The organism is Pontibacter sp. FD36 (assembly GCF_015686655.1).
Taxonomy (GTDB): Bacteria; Bacteroidota; Bacteroidia; order Cytophagales; family Hymenobacteraceae; genus Pontibacter.
In genome coordinates this window covers 208,066-229,192 of sequence record NZ_JADPMP010000012.1, presented here as the reverse complement: position 1 = coordinate 229,192, position 21,127 = coordinate 208,066, and the positions used below count along the sequence as shown (strand labels likewise).

At 52.5% G+C, this 21,127-nt stretch carries 17 protein-coding genes; 5 read left to right on the top strand and 12 right to left on the bottom strand.

The genetic code is table 11. The annotated features are described in order from the left end of the window. Positions 1–159: 159 nt before the first annotated feature. From I0P70_RS17760 to I0P70_RS17720, 9 genes are all read right to left on the bottom strand, one after another. Positions 160–1,365: a molybdopterin molybdotransferase MoeA gene (locus I0P70_RS17760; RefSeq protein ID WP_196120499.1), complete on the bottom strand. Its 1,206-nt coding sequence runs from the start codon at positions 1,363–1,365 to the stop codon at positions 160–162. A gap of 17 nt (positions 1,366–1,382) precedes the next feature. Then, positions 1,383–2,363, bottom strand: a complete 981-nt coding sequence (gene moaA, locus I0P70_RS17755; RefSeq protein WP_196120498.1) for a GTP 3',8-cyclase MoaA — start codon at positions 2,361–2,363, stop codon at positions 1,383–1,385. A gap of 412 nt (positions 2,364–2,775) precedes the next feature. Beyond that, positions 2,776–4,920, bottom strand: a complete 2,145-nt coding sequence (locus I0P70_RS17750; RefSeq protein WP_196120497.1) for a xanthine dehydrogenase family protein molybdopterin-binding subunit — start codon at positions 4,918–4,920, stop codon at positions 2,776–2,778. A gap of 3 nt (positions 4,921–4,923) precedes the next feature. Then, entirely contained in the window at positions 4,924–5,385 is a 462-nt protein-coding gene (locus I0P70_RS17745) for a (2Fe-2S)-binding protein (protein ID WP_196120496.1), read from the bottom strand. Between the two features lie 78 nt (positions 5,386–5,463). Beyond that, positions 5,464–6,069, bottom strand: coding sequence for an NTP transferase domain-containing protein (locus I0P70_RS17740; RefSeq protein WP_196120495.1), 606 nt, complete (start codon positions 6,067–6,069; stop codon positions 5,464–5,466). Continuing rightward, positions 6,057–7,235 (bottom strand): XdhC family protein, encoded by a 1,179-nt coding sequence (locus tag I0P70_RS17735; RefSeq protein ID WP_196120494.1) that lies wholly within the window; start codon positions 7,233–7,235, stop codon positions 6,057–6,059. Before I0P70_RS17735 ends, I0P70_RS17740 begins: the two co-directional genes overlap by 13 nt. An 827-nt stretch (positions 7,236–8,062) precedes the next feature. Continuing rightward, positions 8,063–10,282 (bottom strand): xanthine dehydrogenase family protein molybdopterin-binding subunit, encoded by a 2,220-nt coding sequence (locus I0P70_RS17730; RefSeq protein WP_196120493.1) that lies wholly within the window; start codon positions 10,280–10,282, stop codon positions 8,063–8,065. After that, a complete protein-coding gene (locus I0P70_RS17725) occupies positions 10,279–11,274 on the bottom strand; it encodes a xanthine dehydrogenase family protein subunit M (RefSeq protein ID WP_196120492.1) in 996 nt (331 codons plus the stop codon). The genes I0P70_RS17730 and I0P70_RS17725 overlap by 4 nt, the downstream gene beginning before the upstream one ends. Continuing rightward, positions 11,271–11,771: a (2Fe-2S)-binding protein gene (locus I0P70_RS17720; RefSeq protein ID WP_196120491.1), complete on the bottom strand. Its 501-nt coding sequence runs from the start codon at positions 11,769–11,771 to the stop codon at positions 11,271–11,273. Before I0P70_RS17720 ends, I0P70_RS17725 begins: the two co-directional genes overlap by 4 nt. Before the next feature lie 159 nt (positions 11,772–11,930). Between I0P70_RS17720 and I0P70_RS17715 the strand changes: the two genes are divergently transcribed. Next, positions 11,931–12,353, top strand: a complete 423-nt coding sequence (locus I0P70_RS17715) for a hypothetical protein (RefSeq protein ID WP_230392274.1) — start codon at positions 11,931–11,933, stop codon at positions 12,351–12,353. A 33-nt stretch (positions 12,354–12,386) separates the two neighbouring features. Here I0P70_RS17715 and I0P70_RS17710 read toward each other — a convergent pair whose 3' ends face one another. After that, positions 12,387–12,677, bottom strand: coding sequence for an isoamylase early set domain-containing protein (locus I0P70_RS17710; protein WP_196120489.1), 291 nt, complete (start codon positions 12,675–12,677; stop codon positions 12,387–12,389). Positions 12,678–13,014: 337 nt separating this feature from the next. Here I0P70_RS17710 and I0P70_RS17705 point away from each other — a divergent pair, with 337 nt between their 5' ends. Both I0P70_RS17705 and I0P70_RS17700 read left to right on the top strand, forming a co-directional pair. After that, positions 13,015–14,148, top strand: a complete 1,134-nt coding sequence (locus I0P70_RS17705) for an MFS transporter (protein ID WP_196120488.1) — start codon at positions 13,015–13,017, stop codon at positions 14,146–14,148. A gap of 305 nt (positions 14,149–14,453) precedes the next feature. Continuing rightward, on the top strand, positions 14,454–15,929 hold the full coding sequence (locus I0P70_RS17700) for a sodium:alanine symporter family protein (protein WP_196120487.1): 1,476 nt from the start codon (positions 14,454–14,456) through the stop codon (positions 15,927–15,929). A gap of 231 nt (positions 15,930–16,160) precedes the next feature. On the opposite strand, the gene hrpB is transcribed toward I0P70_RS17700, so the two are convergent. Beyond that, entirely contained in the window at positions 16,161–18,614 is a 2,454-nt protein-coding gene (gene hrpB / locus I0P70_RS17695) for an ATP-dependent helicase HrpB (RefSeq protein ID WP_196120486.1), read from the bottom strand. Positions 18,615–18,911: 297 nt separating this feature from the next. On the opposite strand from hrpB, the gene I0P70_RS17690 reads away from it, so the two are divergent. After that, positions 18,912–19,520 carry a c-type cytochrome gene (locus tag I0P70_RS17690; protein ID WP_196120485.1) on the top strand — a complete coding sequence of 203 codons (609 nt, stop codon included), beginning with the start codon at positions 18,912–18,914 and terminating at the stop codon, positions 19,518–19,520. A 354-nt stretch (positions 19,521–19,874) separates the two neighbouring features. Here I0P70_RS17690 and I0P70_RS17685 read toward each other — a convergent pair whose 3' ends face one another. Beyond that, entirely contained in the window at positions 19,875–20,714 is an 840-nt protein-coding gene (locus tag I0P70_RS17685) for a hypothetical protein (RefSeq protein ID WP_196120484.1), read from the bottom strand. A gap of 235 nt (positions 20,715–20,949) precedes the next feature. Between I0P70_RS17685 and I0P70_RS21490 the strand changes: the two genes are divergently transcribed. Next, positions 20,950–21,081 (top strand): hypothetical protein, encoded by a 132-nt coding sequence (locus I0P70_RS21490; protein ID WP_255531078.1) that lies wholly within the window; start codon positions 20,950–20,952, stop codon positions 21,079–21,081. Positions 21,082–21,127: the final 46 nt, after the last annotated feature.

Here is a 21,127-nt window from a genome sequence, read left to right as displayed (position 1 = left end):
CACTGTTTGAGCGTTCAGCGAGTTTGGAGCGTCTTGATTTTTTTGCTTACTTTTTTCATCAAGGAAAAAAGTAAGGCCCGCCCGGCCAGGGCAAACAGTGCCCGCCGCATAGGCGAAGCAATGAAACAACTCAAGTTGCTATACCTGCAACTGCTTTACCTATACCCCTAATCCCTTAAACGGCCATACCCGGTATACCTCCCCTTTCTTAAAATCACTCCGCTCCGCCGGTAACTCCAGAAAAGCATCCGCTTCAATCAGATTTGAAAAGTCACCAGAGCCGTTGCCTTCCAGAGGCGTAGCCACCAATAGGCCCTGCTCACTGATACGCAACGTTACTTGCAGAAAGTATTGCAGCCGTGGCTGGAAGCTGAAGTCAGTGTTAAGGGCAGCATACATACCCGTTTTGGCTATACCTAAACAAGTCTGCAGGCAAGGCATAAAATAGCGGTGCAGGCACATAAAAGTCGATCCCGGATTGCCTGGCAAGGCAAACACAACTGCTCCTCCTGCATGCGCCCCAAACCAGAAAGGCTTGCCCGGCCGCTGCTGCACTTTATGAAACAACTTCTCTACGGCTAGTTCTTCCAGCACCTGCGGTATGTAGTCGAATTTACCCATCGAAATACCCCCGCTCAAGATCAACACATCATAGCGCTCCAGGCAGTCCTGCAGCTGCATTTTTAATTGGCTTTGATCATCCGCTATATGCAATTGATCAGCCACAAGACCATATTTCTCTAAAGCCGCTTTCACCATGTAACTGTTCGAGCGTCTAATCTGGAAAGGTGAGGGAGTTGCCTCCACATCCACCAATTCATCGCCTGTCGAGATCACCACTGTTCGAGGAAGTTTTTTGACGGTCAGTTCTGTTGCGCCCACCGCTGCTGCCATGCCTATCAAGGCTGCGGTGATGACCTGATTGGCGGCTGCCACCACCTCTCCTTGCTTTCGGTCCTTGCCTTGAATATGAATACTCTGCCCCTTTTGCAGTATATCGACCTTAACCTTTGCCTGCCCGTCTTGCAGCTCCAGGTCTTCGTAGCGGATGACAGTATCCACTGAAGGAGGTAGCGCCGCGCCGGTCATGATCTCCACGCACTCATCAGAAGCACTGATCTCAATCGGACTATCTCCCGCCGCCTGCGTGCCTTTGATGCGGAAGGTGCGGGTGCCTGCTGCAAAGGCTTCGTAGCGGATGGCAATGCCGTCCATGGCGACCCGGTTGAAGGGCGGCAAGTCGCGGTCGGTGCGCAGGTCTTCGGCCAGCACCCTGCCCAGCGCCTTTTCGAAAGGCAGTTGCTCGGTGCCAAAGTCTCTGACTTGGGCCTGTATGATGGGTTCCGCTTCTTGTACTGAAATCATGTTTCTGGTAGTTTAGATCAGCCTCCTATACTGGCCATGGAGGTATGCAGCGACTGGCTGTTTTTCTCAGCCTCCCAACCGTCTTTTTCTTTCAAACTGATGGCCTGGTTAAGTGCCTGCTGTAATTGTTGCTCCGACATACCGCTGCGCATCAAGTCCTTTACGTTCAGCACACTGTCGCCGTAGAGACAGGTCTTGAGCTCGCCCTGTGGCGTGAGTCGGATGCGGTTGCAGGTACCGCAGAAAGAACGGGTATAAGCTGCAATGATACCCACGCTACCCTTGTGCCCCGGTATCTGGTAATTGTACGAGGTAGAGTGCGGCGGATCGATCGTCTTTGTAATGGTTGGGTATTGCTCTTTGATCTTATCCAAAATGCGAAAGTGGTCCCAGGTGAGTGTAGTGTAGTGACTTTCGCCACCGTTGAAAGGCATCTCTTCAATAAAACGCACACTTACCGGATGGTTTTTGGTGAGCTCTACCAGCGGCAGGATATCCTCGGTATTTTTTCCTTCCATCACCACGGCATTGATCTTCACTTCAATTCCATGCAGGAGTAAAGCATCGAGTGTTTCGAGCACGGCCGGCAGTACATCACGTCGGGTAATGGCGAAGAATCGATTCGGATCGAGTGTGTCGAGGCTGAGGTTGACGCTTTGTATACCTATCTTCTTCAGCTCCGGCACGAAGGGGGCTGTGAGCACACCGTTGGTGGTAAGCGTCAGCTGCTGGAGCCCCTGCAATTGGGAGAGCTTCGTCAGGAAAGGCATGAAATCTTTGCGCACAAAAGGCTCGCCCCCTGTGATGCGAATCTTTTCAATTCCCATGCGCAGCATCACCTGACTAATGAGGAGCATCTCCTCGTATGTCATCACCTCGCTCCGCGAAAGCCAGTCCAGCCCCTGCTCCGGCATGCAATAAAAGCAACGCAGATTGCACCTGTCGGTCACCGCCAGTCTCAAATAGTTGATCTTCCTTCCGTGTCTGTCTACCAACATGCTTACTCTTTACTCGTTATCTGCTGCGGTTGTTTTGATTTGGATGCTTCTGCAGGAGGTTAAACTCACTCCCCCTCTCAAAAACAGGGCTGTTTCATTCAACTTATTTGTCATCCTCTAAGGATCTTGGTAAAGAGGGCCCCTACCACCGCAAGTAGCTACTGCTTAACCTCCTGTCAAACAAGTTTCTTTCAGAATGACAGTGGGTTTTATTTCTTAGTATAAAACGCTCCTGCTCTTAGGTAGGGAATAACCTAGGAACTTTCCCTCGCTCGCGTCCCGCGAGTGTGAGCTATCGGGCGGACTCTGGCCGCTTTTTTTGTACCTATCGGTACAAGTGGCGGGACGCCACTGAATAGCTCACAATCGCGGGACGCGAGCGAGGGTGTGATTCTATTTCACCTATCTTAATCTACGCACTCTTAAACTCCACCTGCTCCATAAACGGCTGGTTACGAAGTCGCTTGCCAGTTGCCTTAAAGATGGCGTTGGCCACTGCTCCACCTGTAGGTGGTAGTGCTGGCTCACCTAAGCCGGTCGGGTCGATACCGTTGTTGACGAAATGCACGTCAATTTCCGGCACTTCTTTTAGCCTGATCAGGCGGTAATTGTTGAAGTTCTTCTGCTCTACTGCTCCATCTTTGAAGGAGAGTTTGCTGTACATAGCGTGGCCCAGACCGTCGACAATACCGCCGCGTACCTGCTGGTAAGCACCACTCAGGTTTACCACAATGCCACAGTCAGCCGCGGCGTATACCTTCTCAACCACCGGCACTGATTTCACCAGCTTCACTTCGGCCACCTGCGCCACATAGGAGCGGTGCGAGAAGTAAACGCTGAAGCCCTGGTGCACGCCTTTCTTCTTGCCCCAGTTCGATTTCTCAGCGGCCAGTTCGATCACGCCACGCATGCGGTCGATGTCGTATTTAATCTCACCTACCGGCGCTTTTTTAGCTTTATCTAGCAATTCCAAGCGGAACTGTACCGGATCTTTCTTTGCGGCTTGGGCCACCTCGTCAAGAAATGCCTGCTCGGCAAAGGCCAGGAAGTTCGTGATCGGGGCACGCCACGGTCCCGTCGTGATCGGTGATTTATGCTCTACCGAGTCAATCAGGAGATTAGCAACAGTGCCGGATGGGAAGTTGTCTTCTCGCGTTGGGTTGCCGGAGTTGATGCCAACACCACGTAGCTTGTAACCTATCATGTTGCCTTTGGCATCGAGCGCGGCCTCAAAACGGTAGCGCACCGCCGGGCGGTAAGTACCGCCGGACATGTCATCCTCCCGGCTCCAGATCACCTTTACAGGTGCTTTGATGATGCTTGAAAGTTCAGCTGCCTCCAGCACATAGTCGGCGCTGAGTCGGCGACCGAAACCTCCACCCAGGCGGGTCAGCTCCAGCGTGATCTTCTCAGGGGCTATGTCTAAAAGTTTCGCCACCATGTCGCGGGCACGCTGCGGGGTTTGGGTTGGACCAGCCAGCTCTACGCCATCCGGACGCACGTGCGCAAAGAAGTTCATCGGCTCCATCGGGCTGTGCGACAGGAACGGACACTGGTACTCGCTTTTGATCACTTTTGCCGCATTCTTGAAGGCTGCGTCCACGTCGCCATCCTTCCGACGAACAGAGGCTTCTTTGCTGTTCAGCAATTCTTTGAACAAACGGTCATGGTCGGAAGAGCTTTCCAGGGTACCATCTGGTTCGTAAGCAACTTTCAGTTCTTTGCGGGCCTTCATCACCTGCCAGGTCGATTTGCCGACCACGGCCACATTGTTACCAAATGATACTACATCCACTATACCTGGCATCGCTTTGGCTTTGGCGGCATCCACTGACTTCAGTTTCATACCAAAAGCCTCCGGACGTTGGATCATGGCGAAGAGCATCCCTTCTTTGTACACATCCAGCCCGTAAAGTGGCTTGCCAGTGATCATTTCGTGGTTGTCGACGTTGCGAACGGCCGTACCGATCAACTTGAAATCTTTGTTGTCCTTCAGCTTCACATCCTTCGGCACCGGTACCTTAGAGGCTTCCGTAGCCAGTTCGCCATAGTTCAATTTGCGGCCGCTGGCAGTATGTACCACCATGCCGTTTTCCGTAGTCAGCGAGTTAGCCGCTACGTTCCAGCGCTTGGCTGCAGCTTCCATCAGCATCTGACGGGCAGTGGCACCGGCTTTGCGAAGACGTTCCCAGGAATGCGGTACCGCACCACTACCACCTGTTACCTGGCGTTCAAATTTGTTTGTATCCAGGGGTGCCTGCACCACTTTCACTTTGGTCCAGTCGGCATCCAGTTCCTCTGCCACGATCATCGGGAAAGAAGTTTTGATGTTCTGTCCCAGTTCCGGATTCGGCGACAAAATAGTGATGATGTTATCCGGGGAAATGGAAAGATAGCTGTTGAAATCGATGGCAGCTGCCGGCAGGTTCGATCCGTCGATCAAGCCTAAGCCCGAAGCAATAGAGCTGGTCGAGTTAAAACCCAATACAAGACCGCCACCCGCCACGGCGAACAGCTTCATGAAATTGCGTCTGCTTTCCTGTGTTAGTTCTGACATGGCTTATTTTAGTTTAGTGGCGGCTAATGCAACAGCTTCCCGAATACGGTGGTAGGTGCCACAGCGGCAAATATTGCCGTTCATGGCATTATCTATTTCTTCAGCGCTTGGCTTCTGGTTCTTGTTGAGCAGAGCGGTAGCCGTCATGATCTGACCAGCCTGGCAGTAACCGCACTGGGCCACATCCACTTCGTCCCAGGCCAACTGTACCGGATGGTCGCCTGCTTCAGACAATCCTTCGATCGTGGTGATTTTGGCAGTAGCAGCGGCGGAAACCGGGTACACGCAGGAGCGCATCGCATTACCGTTGACATGTACGGTACAAGCACCGCACTGCGCGATGCCGCAGCCATACTTGGTGCCTACCAGTCCCAAGTTATCGCGCAGCACCCACAGCAGCGGGGTGTCTGGCTCTACATCGACCTCATAGCTTCGGCCATTGATTTGCAGTTTGTATGTCGCCATCTTTCTAATCTGAAATTTTGAACTCTAAGTTAGGAAATTATATGGAGCGGGAAATAAGCACCCCCGCTTTAAATCTGGTTAATCTGGCAAATCTGTCTGTAGCAGTGCCGCGTAGTCTGCTGCTGTGTCAATGTCGATAGCACCAGCCTCAAAGCGCAGCGAGCTGACCGCAGACGGATGTTTCATAATGATCTTCTTGGCTCCCTCCTGCCCTTCCAGTGCCAGTAGTTCTGGAAAATAAATCTTGTCAAAAAGCACTGGTGTACCCAGTGTTTCCTGGTAGGCGCTGGCTATAATACCGCTCCGACCATCCTGTTTTGCCTGCATTAGTCGCTTCAGCACATCCGCATCCACGAAAGGCTGGTCGCACACCATAAAAGTAACGTCGTCTAGCGTAGGTTTTAATTTCAATAGTTCCTCTAGCCCTACACGAATAGAAGATGCCATTCCTTCCTGCCAGTCCGGGTTCTGCACAGTTGTAACAGGCAAGTCGGTAAGTTCAGGTATAAGTTTTTCTGCACGCGCCCCCAATACCACGACCACAGGCGAAAAACCAGCTTCCGTAGCTACCTGCGCAGCACGTTGCAAAAGACTCTTGCCCTGGTAGTGCAACAATTGCTTTGGTTGGCCTAATCGTGTGGAAGCACCTGCTGCCAATATGACCAGTCCGCTTACAGAAAACATCCGGATACACTTGTCTGTTTGCCCAGTTCCAAATTTTCCTGGCCACGATCATGAATAGCACCCGGTTTATCGCGTAGGAATCCACCAGTCTTATTGGCCAGCACCGCCTTAATTTCAGCCAGAATGGAAATGGCAATCTCCTCGGAAGTTTCAGCACCGATCTCCAGCCCCGTCGGACCGTATACCCGCTGCCGCATTTCTTCGGTGACCTCCATCCCCTCGTCCTGCAGTTCTGCCAGCATACGCTCCAGTTTCTTTTTCGGGCCTAGTGAACCAATGTAAGGTATAGACAAAGGCATAAGCTGGCGCAGCATAGCGAGATCGTAGTTATAGTTGTGCGTCATCAGCACGAAAACCGTTTGTTCGTCCGGTATAAGCTGCGTCAGTACTTGCTCCGGCTTTGCCACGAGCACCTGTTGCGCAGCCGGAAAACGACTTGCCTTGGCATAGTTCGCACGACCGTCCACGACCGTCACCTGCCAGCCTAGTATCACGGCCATGTTTACCAAAGGTATAGCGTCATTACCAGCCCCTACCACCACTAGTGATACAGCCGGTTGCAACAGTTCCACGAAGCCTGTCAGAGGGCCTGCGTCGGTCATATAAGTCTTGGTGATTGACTCCCGCTGCGTCAGCACCTGTTGCGCATCGATTAGCAGGGCTTCCTGCAGCATGGCATCCGTGCATGTTCCGGCTACAGCTCCTTTCTCAGGTATAAACAAACAGGTACCTGGCTGCAAACTCGTGCGGTCTTCCAGCGAGAAAAGCGTCACGATTACCGCCGACTGCCGACTGCTCAGGAAAGTTTTAAAGAAAGCGATTGGATTTGCCGGATCATTTGGATTAATCGGCTCGATCAGAATCTGAATAATGCCATTGCAGCCTAGGCCCACACCCAGCTGCGCATCATCTTCATCAGTGGTATCATAGGTCACTAGCATAGATTGCTGCTCATGCATCACGAGTCGGGCTTTGCGCAGCGCATCTCCTTCGAGGCAGCCCCCGCTGATTGCACCAGTCAACTGCCCATCCTCTGTCACCAGCATACGCGCACCCGGTCGCCTGTACGAGGAGCCCTGCACCTGCACCACCGTCGCCAGCGCCACCTGCTTCCCCTCCTGCCGCGCAACTTCATACGCCCCTACGATATCCTGCAGTTCTTTCATGTCGTGTTAGTGTGCTGTTAAAGATGACAAGTTACGAAATTTGAGACTTTTTTGGAGGGTTTTAGTTTAATGGAGCTTCTTGTCTGAATCAGGATTTTCAGGATTTAAGAGGGCCCCTACCCCACGGATTTACAGGATTTTTACAGATGCTTGGTCACCCCATCCCTCCCCTAAAACAGGGGATGGTGCTGTGCACGATTAACATCACCTGCCCCTTTCAAGAGCAGCGTAGTTTCATTCTAAAAAGCTTACTCAAATATCACTGTCATTCTGAAAGAAACCTGGTCAGAAAGATGATTGGCATATGCTATTTACAACCAAGATTCTTTCAGAATGACAAAAAAGCTGTATCAAACGGCTCTTCTATCAAGAGAGGAGCCTGTGAATGATTGTCATTTCCAACCCCTCTCTTTAAAGAGCGCTCCTACCCACAAGTGGGCTTGAGTAACTGCCAGTTCGAGGGTATAAGTATCGTAGTTCCAGTTTAAATACTACACATACCGCTGACACGCATTGAAAAACTAACTCGCACGGAAGCTATGAAACAGAACTCAGTGCCAGGTGCACCTTTGCGGCGCTCCACTGTTCGAGCGTTCAGCGAGTTTGGAGCGTCTTGACTTTTTTGCTTACTTTTTGTGTCAAGACAAAAAGTAAGGCCCGCCCGGCCAGGGCATACCCTGCCCGCCGCACAGGCGAAGCAATGAAACAAAACAGGTTGCTATACCTATAAAAGTACAGTTACACCTGGGCCAGAGGCCCCACCATAGTAGACACGAGCGAAGACGCTCGCGCCATAAACAAAGGCCCGCCGGTCAGGCAAAAAAAAATCACAACAACTTATCCATTGTAATCGGCAATTCCCTTACCCTCTTACCAGTAGCATGAAAGATCGCATTGGCAATCGCAGGCGCTACACCAACCACCCCGATCTCACCAAGGCCTTTTACACCTAGCGGATTCACTACTTCATCCTCCTCCTCTACAAAGATCACCTCCATTTCCTGCACGTCGGCATTAACCGGCACATGGTATTTGTCGAGGTCGTGGTTGATAAAGCGGCCGAGGTGATTGTCCATTACGGTGTGCTCGTGCAGGGCGACGCCCATACCCCAGACCATGCCGCCTAATATCTGGCTGCGGGCGGTTTTAGGGTTGACAATGCGGCCACCGGCTACGGCTGTTACCACACGGGTGACTTTCACAGTACCCAGATCTTCGTCTACTTTCACTTCGGCGAATACGGCAGAGTGCGCGTAGCGGGCGTATTCCTTCGATTCATCGGATGGCTTGGTGGAGACCTCTCCTTCCAGGCTGCCGTTTTCGCTGTGCTGTAACAGGTCCTGCAACTGCATGCTTTTAGAGGCATCTCGCTTCAGGCTGATCCGCCCCTCTGAGAATTCTACATCTTCCAGCTTTGTTTCAGCCAGTGGCGAATTCGACTGCTCTTGGGCCAGTTTTAGTAGTTTTTCCTGTACCTGTTCACAGGCTTTTTTCACGGCGGAACCTACTGTTGCAACAGTCTTCGAGCCACCTTCCAAAGGCGCTTTCGGCAGATCAGAATCTCCCAGCTTGAACGTTACATCCTCCAATGACAGACCCAGTGCTTCAGCTGCAATTTGGGTCATGACGGTGTAGGTACCGGTACCAATGTCGGCGGTGGCGCTGCTGACGGTGAGCTTACCGTCTTTGCTGAGCACGGCCTTGGCGCTTGCCTCGGCTTGGTTCGCTTCCCAGGCACCCTGCGCCATTCCCCAGCCGATCAGCTGGTGGCCGTCTTTCATAGAGCGTGGCTCCATTTTGCGTTTCGACCAGCCAAACTTCTCAGCTCCCTGCCGGTAACACTCCCGCAGTTCTTTGCTCGAAAATGGCTTGTCTTCATTCTGGTCTTTCTCGGAGTAATTTTTCTTTCGGAACTCCAGCGGATCTACACCTGCTTCGTAGGCCAGTTCATCTATAGCGCACTCGAGAGCGTAGATGCCGGTAGTGCCGCCGGGGGCACGCATGTCGAGCGGGGTATAAACGTCCAGCCCTACCAGTTTGTGCGTCAGCTTGGTGTTGTCGCATGGATAGAGTACACCTGGCCAGAGCACGACGTCTTCGCTGTAGTCTTCGAAGCGGGAAGTCTCGCCGTATACCTCCTGCTGTAGCGCCTGCAACTTTCCATCGGCATCCGCGCCCAACTTAAAGCGCTGCAGGGTTTTGGGGCGGTGACCGAAGGAGAACATCTGCTGACGCGTCATCACCACACGCACCGAACGTTGCAGTTCACGGGCTGCCAACACGGCCAGGAAAAGCTGGTACTGCGGACGCAAACCCGAACCAAAGGCTCCCCCCACAAATGGCGAGATCACGCGCACCTCGTCCTGCGACATACCAAATGCGCTGGCAATGTACTGCTGACTGTTCTGCACGCCCTGTATCTTATCGTAGACCGTCAGTTTCCCGTCGCCTTCCCACACGGCCGTACTCGCATGCATCTCCATCGGGTTATGGTGCTCTGCCGGATGGGTGTAGGTTTGTTCGATACGGGCACTTGCCTCAGCCAGCGCTTTGTCTACATCGCCGCGGGGCTTGGGTGGTTCTGAGGCTTTGTATTCTTCCGGTTCATACGCCTGCTCGAGGTTAGCATCAAAGTCAGTGTCGTGTTCGGCTGTTTCGTAGGCCACTTCTACCAGCATGGCCGCATACCTGGCCAACTCAAAAGTTTCGGCTACTACCAGCGCAATGGGCTGCATGCTGAACTGCACTTCGTTGTCATAAAGCGGACGGAAAGGGGAACCCGGAGGCGCATCATCGTCTTTGTAGTTTTTGTCAAGCCACATGTAGCCGGGGCGGTTTTCGTGTGTGAATACCTGCAGTACGCCGTCCAGCGCCAGGGCTTTGCTGGCGTCGATGCTTTTGATCTTGCCTTTGGCAATGCCGCTGCTCACCACCACGCCATAAGCCAGGTTTTCGGCCTCAAACTCAGCTGCATATTTTGCTTCGCCGGTTACCTTGGCTTTGCCATCTACCCGGTTTCTTTCTTTTCCTATCTGATCTGTTTTCATGCTGCACCCTCCTTGTTAAAAGCCTGCTCCAGCGCCCGCACAATGGCCCGCTTCGCCAGCTCTATTTTATAATCATTATCGCCGTAACCCTTCGCTCCTTCCAGGTAAGCCTCTGCTACTTTGCGGAAGTTCTCACGTGTCGCCTGTTGCCCCTGGAGCATAGCTTCGGCCTCTGGTTTTCGCCAGGGCTTGTGCGCCACGCCACCCAGGGCAATGCGGGCTTCCTTGATCGTGTCGCCGTCCAGGTCCAGGGCAGCGGCTACTGATACGATGGCAAATGCATAGGAGGCGCGGTCGCGGAGCTTGAGGTAGGTATAGTGCTCCGCAAAGCCTTTGGCCGGCAGATCGATGGAGGTGATGATCTCGTCCTCCTGCAGGTTGGTGTCAATGTGCGGGGTATCGCCGGGGAGCCGGTGGAAGTCGGCAATAGGTATGGTTCGCTCGCCCTTTGGTCCGGTTACGTTGATGCTTGCCTCCAGCGCAGCAAGGGCTACACACATATCCGATGGATGGGTAGCGATGCAGTGCTCGCTCGTTCCCAGTATGGCCAGGTCGCGGTTATAGCCTTTAATGGCCGAACAGCCAGAGCCGGGCTCACGCTTGTTGCAGGGCGTTTGGGTGTCGTAGAAGTAATAGCAGCGGGTGCGCTGCAGGAGGTTGCCGCCGTCGGTGGCCATGTTCCGCAATTGTCCGGTCGCTCCTGCCAGTATTGCGTGTGAGATTAGCGGATAGCGTTTCTCTACCTGTTCGTGGTAAGCTGTGTCGTTGTTCGTGACCAGCGCACCCAGCCTCAAACCGCCGTCTGCTGTTGCTTCAATGGTGTTAAGAGCAATGCGGGTGATGTCCACCAGGTGCTGCGGGGCCATTACATCGATCTTCATCAGGTCAAGCAGATTGGTGCCGCCTGCTACGAATTTGGCCTTTTCATGTCTGGTGATTTCCTGTACGGCGCTGTTCACATCCGTGGCCCGGGTATAGGTGAATGGTCTCATCTGGCATCGCTCCTTTCCAGTGCTTCCTGCACTACTTTTACGATGTTCACATAGGCACCACAACGGCACACATTTCCGCTCATCAGGTCTCGTATATCGTCCATCGTTTTGGCTTTTCCTTCATTCACCAGCCCGATCACCGAACAGATCTGCCCCGGCGTGCAATAGCCACACTGGAACGCATCGTTGTCGATGAAGGCCTGCTGCACCGGATGCAGTTCGCCATCTTTGGCCAGTCCTTCGACCGTTGTGATCTCTTTGTCTTCCTGCATCATGGCCAGTGTCAGGCAGGAGTTGATGCGCTTGCCGTCGACAAGCACGGTGCAGGCACCGCACTGGCCGTGGTCACAGCCTTTTTTGGTACCGGTCAGGTGCAGGTGCTCCCGCAGGGCATCAAGAAGGGAAGTCCAGGGAGCCAGCTCCAGGCGCTGTTCTTTGCCGTTGATGCGGAGCGTGACTGGTTGCAGCGGTGGTAATGGGGGATTTTCTTTTTCCATAGCAGAAGGAGATTAAATGACCAACCGGCTGTCTTCCATAAGAAATTTTGCCAGTCAGGTGAGCGAAATGAACAGCTTAGCTTTACGCTCCTTTCCTCCTTATGTTGGCCCTAAATGGCGCAGGGCAACTATCTGCAAAGTGTGGTAGTATGTATAGGCATGGATGAACCTGAAGATACGCTGGAAGAAGCCGGCACTGTATTGCCCGCCCCCAAGATGCTCGTACCGCCTACGCTCAGCAAAGCGAACGTGCTGTTTATAGGGCCTGTGGATGAAGGCTATTTTAAGCCAGTGCCGGATCTTAAAAATGACCCACCCCGCTGGGAACCAGGTTTGTATAGCCTGGCAGCAGGCAAATGGCCATCGCCTAACCTGACTGCCGATTTGCTGGATCTCAGTCCATACAACGGACAGGCCATTATGGTCATCGCCTCTGACTGGAACCAGGAAGTGATCAGTGAAGCGCGAATTATCGGCGTGCTCGACAAAGTTTCCTGCGATGTGCTGCAGAAGTTTGCCTACGAGCACATGCAGGAAAAAGAGCAGGAAATAGCCTCCTACATCTCAGGTATAAGCAATTAAATTAAAAGTATTTGCTCTCGCTGGGAACGGCGACTAGAGCACTAGTAAGGTGTTGGTGCCGCCATACTCGTTGGGCGCCTCCCCATCAGCATCCGGATCGTTACGCCAGTCGGTACCGTTTACCAGGTACTTGAATTCGTGCTGTGTATGGCGCGGCAGCGTCTGCACACACTCAAATACACCGCCTTTTTTCTTGCTCATTTTGATCGGCGTGTTCCAGTCGTTATTCAGGCCAAGGATCTCCACTCTATCCGCATTTTCGATGCTGATCGTGAATTTAACTTTACACTGGTCTTTTGTTTTCAGGTATGTTTTCTGAATCATCCTTCTTTTGTTTTTTTTCTGTGACGTATGGTTGCCAAAGCGAATCAGTGCCGGAAGGTGTTGCATTTTCCTGCCAACAATAACATGTACTCTTTCCTGGCAAGATTTGTTAATGTTTTGAGTTTCACCAGGCTATCCTAAAGTCCCAGTTCAGGTATAGATCCTCCTTCCAAAGCCCCGATCATTTTAGCATAGAGATTAACTAGGCTCTCAGCATTGCATACTGATCTGGTCAACAGAAGAACGACTGAACTTGCAAGTACCTTTCATTGAAAAGAAAGAATAAACGTATCTAAAGGCTTTACTTTTTACCAACTTGCGTCTTTATTTTACCGCAATGCATTCTATCACCACGAACAGGCTTTCGCTTAGTCTTTTTTTCTTTCTTTCCGGCTTTAACTTTTCAAGCTGGGCTTCCCGCATCCCCACTATCGTTTCAAAGCTTCACCTGAACGAGGCCGAACTGGGCAGCATCCTGCTGACCATGCCGGTAAGCTCGCTGATCGGCTTGCCTCTGTCGAGCTGGCTTGTCACCAGATTTGACAGCCGTTTCCCCCTGATCGTGGCCATGGTGATGAATGCTGCTTCGCTCTCACTGATCGGAATTGCCGCCACACCATTTGCCCTGGTGGTGGCCTTATTCCTGTTTTCGCTGAGTATGCGCGTGTTTAACATTGCCATCAACACCCAGGCCATTACGCTGCAGAAACTCTACGACCGCAAAATAAACGGAGCCTTCCACGGCCTCTGGAGCACGGGCGGCATTGTGGGCGTTGGCTTTACCACACTGCTGGTGTCGTTCGGCATATCGATCGTACCGCATCTGGTAGCCGTCTCTATCACCACGACGCTGATCGTGCTGGGAGCCTTCCCCTACCTGCTGCGCAACGACCGCTCCACGACGGGTAATAAGCTCACGCTTGGCAAGCCCGATCCCTACATCCTATACCTGGGGCTGCTCGTGTTTTTTGCAGCCGTGTGCGAAGGCGGCATGTTCGACTGGAGCGGCATTTACTTCCAGCAGGTAGTGGGCGAAGAGGTCTTTACAGCAGGCTACCTCATTTTTATGTCGTTTATGGCGCTTTCCCGGTTTGTATCAGATCGGATCATCGAGAAGATCGGGATGGAGAAAACCTACGTGCTCAGCGCCAGCCTTATTTTCTCAGGTATAGCATTGGCCATTCTGTTTCCGAGTTTCTGGCCTGCCATGATCGGCTTCTCACTCGTAGGCTTCGGGACCGCGTCGGTTATACCCATGACGTACACGCTGGCGGGCGCTTCCAAAAAGTATTCACCTGGCATCGCCATCTCCATGATCGTGACGTTCGGCATTGTGGGTATGCTCATGGGCCCGCCGCTCATCGGATACCTGGCTCACGCCTTTAACCTCAAGTTCGCTTTCGTCACCTTCGCCCTGGCCGGTGCCATGCTGATCCCGATTTCCAGAAAGTTCTTCCGGCTGGAAAGGTAAGTCTGGGTTTGAGGCCCTAGGTAAGGCTGTTATCTACAACGCTTTATTAAGCAATGATTGTTAAAAGGGAGTCTGGGCTTTGGCTTAGGCTCTTTTTTTATTTGGTAAATCGATCAGCACGGGGTTTGCTTTCGCCCTTACATTCAGCCAATTCTACTTAAAACCTACATGTGGCGGAAAGAATAAGCCTGGGTAAACTCTTCACTTCTGAAAATTTCTGTTTAATTTAAAGTGCAGAAACCTTTCGTTATATAAAAACAGGGTTTCAAACTATACTTGACAAGATTAAAGCCCACCTTCTCTCCATGGAAAATTTCATCAGCTCGGTAAACGACATCGTCTGGAGCAATGCACTTATCATACTTTGCCTTGGGGCAGGTGTATACTTCTCCATTGCCACCAAATTTCTGCAGATTCGCTACCTCCGCGAAATGCTGCGTCTGCTCTTCCGGGGGCAGTCCTCGAACAAAGGCATCAGTTCCTTTCAGGCCTTTACCGTCGCCATTGCCGGTCGTGTGGGCACGGGTAATATTGCCGGTGTGGCCACGGCCATTGCCATGGGCGGTCCGGGTGCTGTGTTCTGGATGTGGGTGATCGCTTTTCTGGGTAGCTCGTCTGCCTTTATAGAAGCCACACTGGGTCAGATCTATAAGCAGGTAAAAAATGGCCAGTACAGAGGTGGTCCAGCCTTCTACATCGAAAAAGGACTTGGCGTGAAATGGTACGCAGTGTTGTTTGCTGTCGCGACCATTATCAGCATGGCCCTGTTCCTGCCGGGTGTGCAGAGCAATAGCATTGCCTCCGGTATCAGCAATGCTTTCCAGATACCGGTTGCCTATACCGGTGGCGCCGTAACCTTGCTGCTGGCCCTTATTATTATAGGGGGTGTGAAGCGCATCGGCAACGTGGCACAGGTGGTGGTACCGTTTATGGCGGGTGCCTATATCCTGATGTCGGTAGTGATCATTCTGATGAATATTTCGGAAGTTCCTGCCGTGTTCAGCCTTATCATCAGTTCTGCATTTGATCTGGAGCCCGCTTTTGCCGGTGTGTTTGGTATGGCCATTTCGTGGGGTGTGAAGCGTGGCATCTATTCTAACGAAGCTGGCCAGGGTACCGCGCCACATGCGGCTGCAGCGGCTGAGGTAAGCCATCCTGCCAAGCAGGGCCTGGTGCAGGCCTTCTCTGTTTACGTGGATACGCTTTTTGTTTGTACGGCTACGGCCCTCATGATCCTGTTTACAGGGCAATACAATGTGGTCAATCCGGAGGGAGGCTTTCTGGTAGAAAACCTGCCGGGTGTGCCATTCGGACCTGAGTATACGCAGTTGGCTGTGAGCTCCCACTTCCCGGCGCTGGGTAGTGGCTTTATCGCCATTTCGCTGTTCTTCTTTGCCTTTACCACCATCATGGCCTACTACTACATTGCCGAAACCAACCTGAGCTACCTGAACACCAAAAACAAACAGTGGATGCTCTGGGCGCTTCGCCTGTTTATACTAGCCGCTACCTTCTACGGCTCTGTGAAGACAGCAGAATCCGCCTGGATGCTGGGCGACATCGGCGTGGGCATCATGGCATGGCTCAACGTGATCGCCATCTTCCTGCTGCGCAAGCCTGCCTTACGCACCCTGCAGGATTACCTGGCCCAGCGCAAAGCCGGCCTCGACCCAACCTTTGACCCGGAGAAACTAGGTATAAAGAACGCCGGAGACTGGAATAAAGCCATCGGCGCTGACGAACCTGAAGCGCTGGACGAGAGAGAATTGAAAGCGGTGTAGAGACAGAGACAAGAGGTATAGAAAATAAAAAAGAGACGCTATGAAGGCGTCTCTTTTGTTATGGGGTATATCAAGTTTGCAGGGTGTACATGTGGTTTGTAGGGACAGGTCGCGACCTGTCCGAATCGTGCACAGGTAATTTTTATATGAAGCTATATGATGGTAAACCGGAGATGCCATGCAAATCACAGCGACCGATCACAATGCGTGCGGACAGGTCGCGACCTGTCCCTACGATTCTCTCTCCCATTTCACCTCCGGAAACACCACCTCCAGCTGCCGCTTAATCACGCGGTAGTTTCCTTTCCAGAAACTGACCAGGTCCGATACGGTCGTGATTGGCTTTAACTCCGGGCTGAGCAGAGCCAGTTCCACCGTCATCTCGCCTTCGTCGACGGTCGGGCTTTCCTCCCAGTCCAGCACATCCTGCAGCCGGATCTCCAGCTTCGGCTGACTGCCATCGGCGTGATAATACAGGTCAATATCCGAACCGTCCGGTAAAGTGATGCTGGAGGGGGCCAGCGCCTCCAGGCGGGCACGCTGCTCCTCGTTCAGGTATTTGGCTTCCAAGATCGGCTGCAGCTCCAGCTCCATCAGTTCGTCGGGGTGCTCGATGTCGAAGAGGTAGGACTTCAGCCAATCCCAGTTCGTCATCAGCAAAGTGCTGGTGCTCACGTCGGGCCAGAACTCGGAGGGGCGCCACTTGCGCAGGCTCAGCACGCGGTTTTGCCACTGCCTTACTTCATAGTTGAAGTCCAGCAGGTGCTCGCCTTCCTGTTTGATGGCTTCGGACATGGCCGGTACGCGGTGCTTCTCGTCGGGTGCTGGTAGCGGTTTGATTTGGAGCACGATGCTGCCGATGCGGGTGTCCATCGAGGCGGTCAGTTCGCCATCGTTCACGTCCCAGTGGTATACCTCCTTTTGCTTCACAAGCGGGGCCAGGTCGCGGGGATTGAGTGGCGAAGCCAGGAAGATGCGGCCCGGATTGTCGCCCGTACCGGCGTGCAGGTGGGCAATGGCCAGCCAGGGCTCGTGCGCCAGATCGTCGCGGTGACCAGCCGAGGCATACTGCCCACTGGCCAGTTGAAACTGCGCGTTGTTGCCGGGGCGGGCGTAGGCGATGCGCTCCGGGTAGCAATGCGTGAGCAGCACGCCGGTTTCGTAGTCGTCAAAGTTACCGTTCTCGGGCTCTATGCTGAACAGCTGGCGGTACGAGCGGGCGATCTTTTCGATCTTGGCAAAGCGCTTGCCTTGCCCCTGCTCGCGCCTATACCTGCGGAGGGCTTCTATTCTTAAGTTAATATCGATGCCGGCATTGCGGTCCAGCGGATCGCGCTCTTCCAGGATAGCGGCAATATCACTGGCCAGGGCTACCTGGTCGGTTTCCTCGGCTTTGAGCAGCATGTGCGCGATACGCGGGTGGCACGGCAGCGCGTGCATTTTCTTGCCATGCTCGGTGATGCGGCCGTTCTCCAGCGCCTGCAGCTGGTGCAGCATCTCGGTGGCGTATTGCAGGGCGGCACGGGGGGGCGGGTTGAGCCAGGTCAGGCTGCGGATGTCCATGATGCCCCACTGCGCCATGTCGAGCACCAGGTTGGCCAGGTCGGCTTCCATGATCTCGGGGGTGCGGTGCGGGGCCATGCGCTCCTGCGTGGTTTTGCTCCACATACGGTAAGCCGTGCCCGGACCCAAACGACCGGCGCGACCGGCACGCTGGTCGGCGGCGTCTTTGGAGATGCGCGCTGTTTCGAGGCGCGACAAACCGGATTTCGGATCGAAGCGGGACGTTTTGCCGAAGCCCGTATCCACCACCACCGACACGCCTTCTATGGTTAAGCTGGTTTCGGCGATGCTGGTAGCCAGCACGACTTTGCGTCTGCCTTCGCGGTCGGGCATGATGGCGGCGTACTGCTTGCCGAAGGGCAGCATGCCAAACAGCGGGTGGATCTGCACCCCACGCAGTTGTTTGCGCAAGAGTATTTCTACTTTGCGGATATCGTTTTCTCCGGGCAGGAACACGAGGATATCTCCCTCCTGCTCTTTGGCTGCCTGCTGCACCACACGGGCTGTCATTTCGGGCAGCATGCGGTCGTCGGCATCTCCGGTATAGATCGTGTTGATCGGGTACTGCCGCCCCATGCTTTGCACGGCCGGCGCCTTGAGAAGGCTCGTCAGCTGCGGCATATCCAGCGTAGCCGACATCACCAGAATGCGCAGGTCGGGCCGCAAGGTATGCTGCGCTTCCCGGCTCAGGGCCATGGCCACATCGGCGTGGATGCTGCGCTCGTGAAACTCGTCGAAAATCACGATGCCTATACCTGCCAGCGAGCGGTCGCTGTGGATCATGCGGGTTAGGATGCCTTCGGTCACGACCTCGATGCGGGTCTTATCCGATATGCGGTTCTCAAACCGGATGCGGTAACCGACGGTCTGGCCTACCTCCTCGCCCAGCAGTTGTGCCAGTCGCTCAGCAATGGTTTTGGCCGCCAGGCGCCGGGGCTCCAGCATGATGATCTTCTGATCTTTCAGCCAAGTCTCACCAAGTATCGCCAGCGGCAGCAAGGTGCTTTTACCGGCTCCCGGAGGAGCGTTTACGATCAGGGTATTCTGGGCCGAAAGGTGTTCTCTGACGGCAGGTATGATTTCCCGAACGGGGAGGTCTATGGAGAAGGGGTTAAAAGGCAAGTTTTGTAATTTATAGTTGTACTTCAGACAGGTATACTTCGCTGCCAGCCAGCAAAGTTACACAAAGTTGGAGGGATATAAATCACTATTCAAAACCCGGCTTGGTGCATATGCTAACCTAAGCTTTCGGTTGTGCTTTCTGCCTGGAAATAATTATTCATCATTTAAATCTTTCCCTTAACATCAAACACGAATCAGTTCACTAGGTAATACCACTATAGATTCTACTTCTTCCGGATAATAGGTAAATTAGGTAAGGCAGTTTACAAACGAATTTCAACACAAAACCTTACAGCTATGAAAACTATACTACTTATTACCTCCCTGGTTATCTTCTCGTTCATCTTGTTTCTTTCACCGTTTTCGAAAGGGCGCCCTGATACAAAGCAGGCTAGCTTTGACACCATACTGCAAGAAGATAAAGAACAGCTTAAACTGGGGGAGCACCTGGTCACGATTGCCGCCTGCCACGATTGTCATACGCCTAAAAAAATGACAGACAAAGGTATAGAAATGGACTTCTCCAGAGCATTGTCCGGTCATCCGGCTGCTTTGCCGCCTCCTGATGTAAACCGCGAAGAGGTAGAAAAGAAAGGTCTGGTGGTAACACAGACGCTGACCGCCTGGGTGGGTCCCTGGGGAATTTCTTACGCTGCCAACTTAACTTCAGATGAGACCGGTATAGGCAACTGGACCGAAAAGCATTTTTTCACAGCGATCAGGCAAGGCAAGCACAAGGGGCTGGAATCTTCGCGCATGCTGTTGCCTCCAATGCCCTGGGACATGTACAAAAATATGACGGACGAGGAATTAAGGGCCGTTTTCGCCTACCTGAAATCTACAAAGCCTATTAAGAATGTTGTGCCACCCCCTCAGCCTCCAGTAGCGGCTGCAGAAAGAAAGTAGCGTTCCTCATTTAACAATCAATGCGAACAAGAAGGACAATACTTCCGTCACGATCCAGGAAGTAAACTACAAAGGCATTACCATGTCGCTGGTCACGGTCGAAAACGGAGGCCATACCTAGCCGGGCGGTGCGCCCTTTAACATAGGCTACCCGTTGGGTAATACGACTTCCGATATTGAAATCAATGAAGTGATGTGGAGCTTCTTCTACACAAACAGGAAGCGGTGAGGTATAGGTAGGTACAAGAAATTTGACGAGTCTCTATACCTTTAAGATAAAGCAGTTCCGGTTGGTTACTACCGGAACTGCCTTCTTTATGCTTATCACCAGAGAGATGATACTTTAAACCTGAATTACGGTTTTGGACAATTGTAGGTGAAGCGCCGCTCCTGCACCCGGCCGTCGGCAAACGTTGTCACCATTGTTTCTACATAATCCTGCGCGTTATAGGTCAGCTTCCGGGTATAAGACTCGGCTTCAATAATTTTACCATCCGGAGAAGTGGCTGTTTTAGAAAGCACATTGTGCAGGTGCGGAAACCCTTCGCTTACGGCCTGGGCACGGTAGTGATGCAGCGCGTAGATGTAGGTCTTTTTAGCATCATGGGTTAGCTCGACTACTTTGGTCAGTTCGTGGTTGCTGTCATAGCTTTTCGTCTGGGTCATCAACCCATTGGTGTAGGTATAATCCGTCGATGAGTGAAATGTCAGGACGCCTTCCACCGGCCTGAAATGGCGCAAGGTCATTAGCTCGCCTTTGTCGTTGTAAGTGAAAGTGCTCTTCCGGTCAAGCCTGCTTTGCTGTGTGTGGGAATTGTGCGCATAATACGTAAAGCTGAGCAGCTGCCCTGTTGTGTTAAACTCCTGTTGAAAGTAGCCGGACAGCTCTCTGTTGTTGCCACTGTACCAGTTCTCGCGCACCACCATACCGCGCTGGTCATATTCATAGGTATCTTCCAGCACCATCTCATCTTTGGAATAGTATTTTATGCCGATCGGCTGGTTATGGGTATTGTACACAAATTTGTGCTCCAGGCTGTATGGCTCGCCACCAACCGGGGAGTTGTGCTCAATATAGCCTAAGGGGTAGCAGAAGCATTCAGGCTCTTCTTCGGGTGTGATGTCTTCATGTTCGTCTTTGGTACAACTCAGTAGCAAAAGGCAGACAAAAAGGTAAAGTAAACTTGTTTTCATGTAAGGGGATAAAATTGGTAAAGTAATAATAAGCAGTAATTGGGGAAGACGGACGTCTTGGTTTTGGTATGTACTTGCCCCTGTCCCAGTTTGCAAATGTAATAAAATGAAGCAGACAGGCAGCAAGAATATAGTACTTACCTGTTGCTAATTAGGCCAGGTATAATCTTGTATAACTTATAAATAATTCATTGTATTCGTCTTATATTTGTCTGATGTTATGTAGTGCACTTATATGAAAACAAATTTAACTGCTTTAGTCACAACGCTTCCGACTGGCATTGCCGATGCGGATGACGAAGGAATGAAATTGTATCCGAACCCGGCACAGGACAAACTATATTTTGCTTTTGATGGGGTGATATAGTGCTTTGAAGTGTACGACCGCCTGGGCAGTCTTATGCTAACTGCCG

Coding starts and splice junctions, on each gene's coding strand:
- I0P70_RS17715 (WP_230392274.1), top strand. CDS start 11,931: ATGGATGAACCTGAAGATACGCTGGAAGAAGCCGGCACTGTATTGCCC.
- I0P70_RS17735 (WP_196120494.1), bottom strand. CDS start 7,235: ATGAAAGAACTGCAGGATATCGTAGGGGCGTATGAAGTTGCGCGGCAG.
- I0P70_RS17690 (WP_196120485.1), top strand. CDS start 18,912: ATGAAAACTATACTACTTATTACCTCCCTGGTTATCTTCTCGTTCATC.
- I0P70_RS17685 (WP_196120484.1), bottom strand. CDS start 20,714: ATGAAAACAAGTTTACTTTACCTTTTTGTCTGCCTTTTGCTACTGAGT.
- I0P70_RS17720 (WP_196120491.1), bottom strand. CDS start 11,771: ATGGAAAAAGAAAATCCCCCATTACCACCGCTGCAACCAGTCACGCTC.
- moaA (WP_196120498.1), bottom strand. CDS start 2,363: ATGTTGGTAGACAGACACGGAAGGAAGATCAACTATTTGAGACTGGCG.
- I0P70_RS17705 (WP_196120488.1), top strand. CDS start 13,015: ATGCATTCTATCACCACGAACAGGCTTTCGCTTAGTCTTTTTTTCTTT.
- I0P70_RS17710 (WP_196120489.1), bottom strand. CDS start 12,677: ATGATTCAGAAAACATACCTGAAAACAAAAGACCAGTGTAAAGTTAAA.
- I0P70_RS17750 (WP_196120497.1), bottom strand. CDS start 4,920: ATGTCAGAACTAACACAGGAAAGCAGACGCAATTTCATGAAGCTGTTC.
- I0P70_RS17725 (WP_196120492.1), bottom strand. CDS start 11,274: ATGAGACCATTCACCTATACCCGGGCCACGGATGTGAACAGCGCCGTA.
- I0P70_RS17760 (WP_196120499.1), bottom strand. CDS start 1,365: ATGATTTCAGTACAAGAAGCGGAACCCATCATACAGGCCCAAGTCAGA.
- I0P70_RS17740 (WP_196120495.1), bottom strand. CDS start 6,069: ATGTTTTCTGTAAGCGGACTGGTCATATTGGCAGCAGGTGCTTCCACA.
- I0P70_RS17700 (WP_196120487.1), top strand. CDS start 14,454: ATGGAAAATTTCATCAGCTCGGTAAACGACATCGTCTGGAGCAATGCA.
- I0P70_RS17745 (WP_196120496.1), bottom strand. CDS start 5,385: ATGGCGACATACAAACTGCAAATCAATGGCCGAAGCTATGAGGTCGAT.
- I0P70_RS17730 (WP_196120493.1), bottom strand. CDS start 10,282: ATGAAAACAGATCAGATAGGAAAAGAAAGAAACCGGGTAGATGGCAAA.
- I0P70_RS21490 (WP_255531078.1), top strand. CDS start 20,950: ATGAAAACAAATTTAACTGCTTTAGTCACAACGCTTCCGACTGGCATT.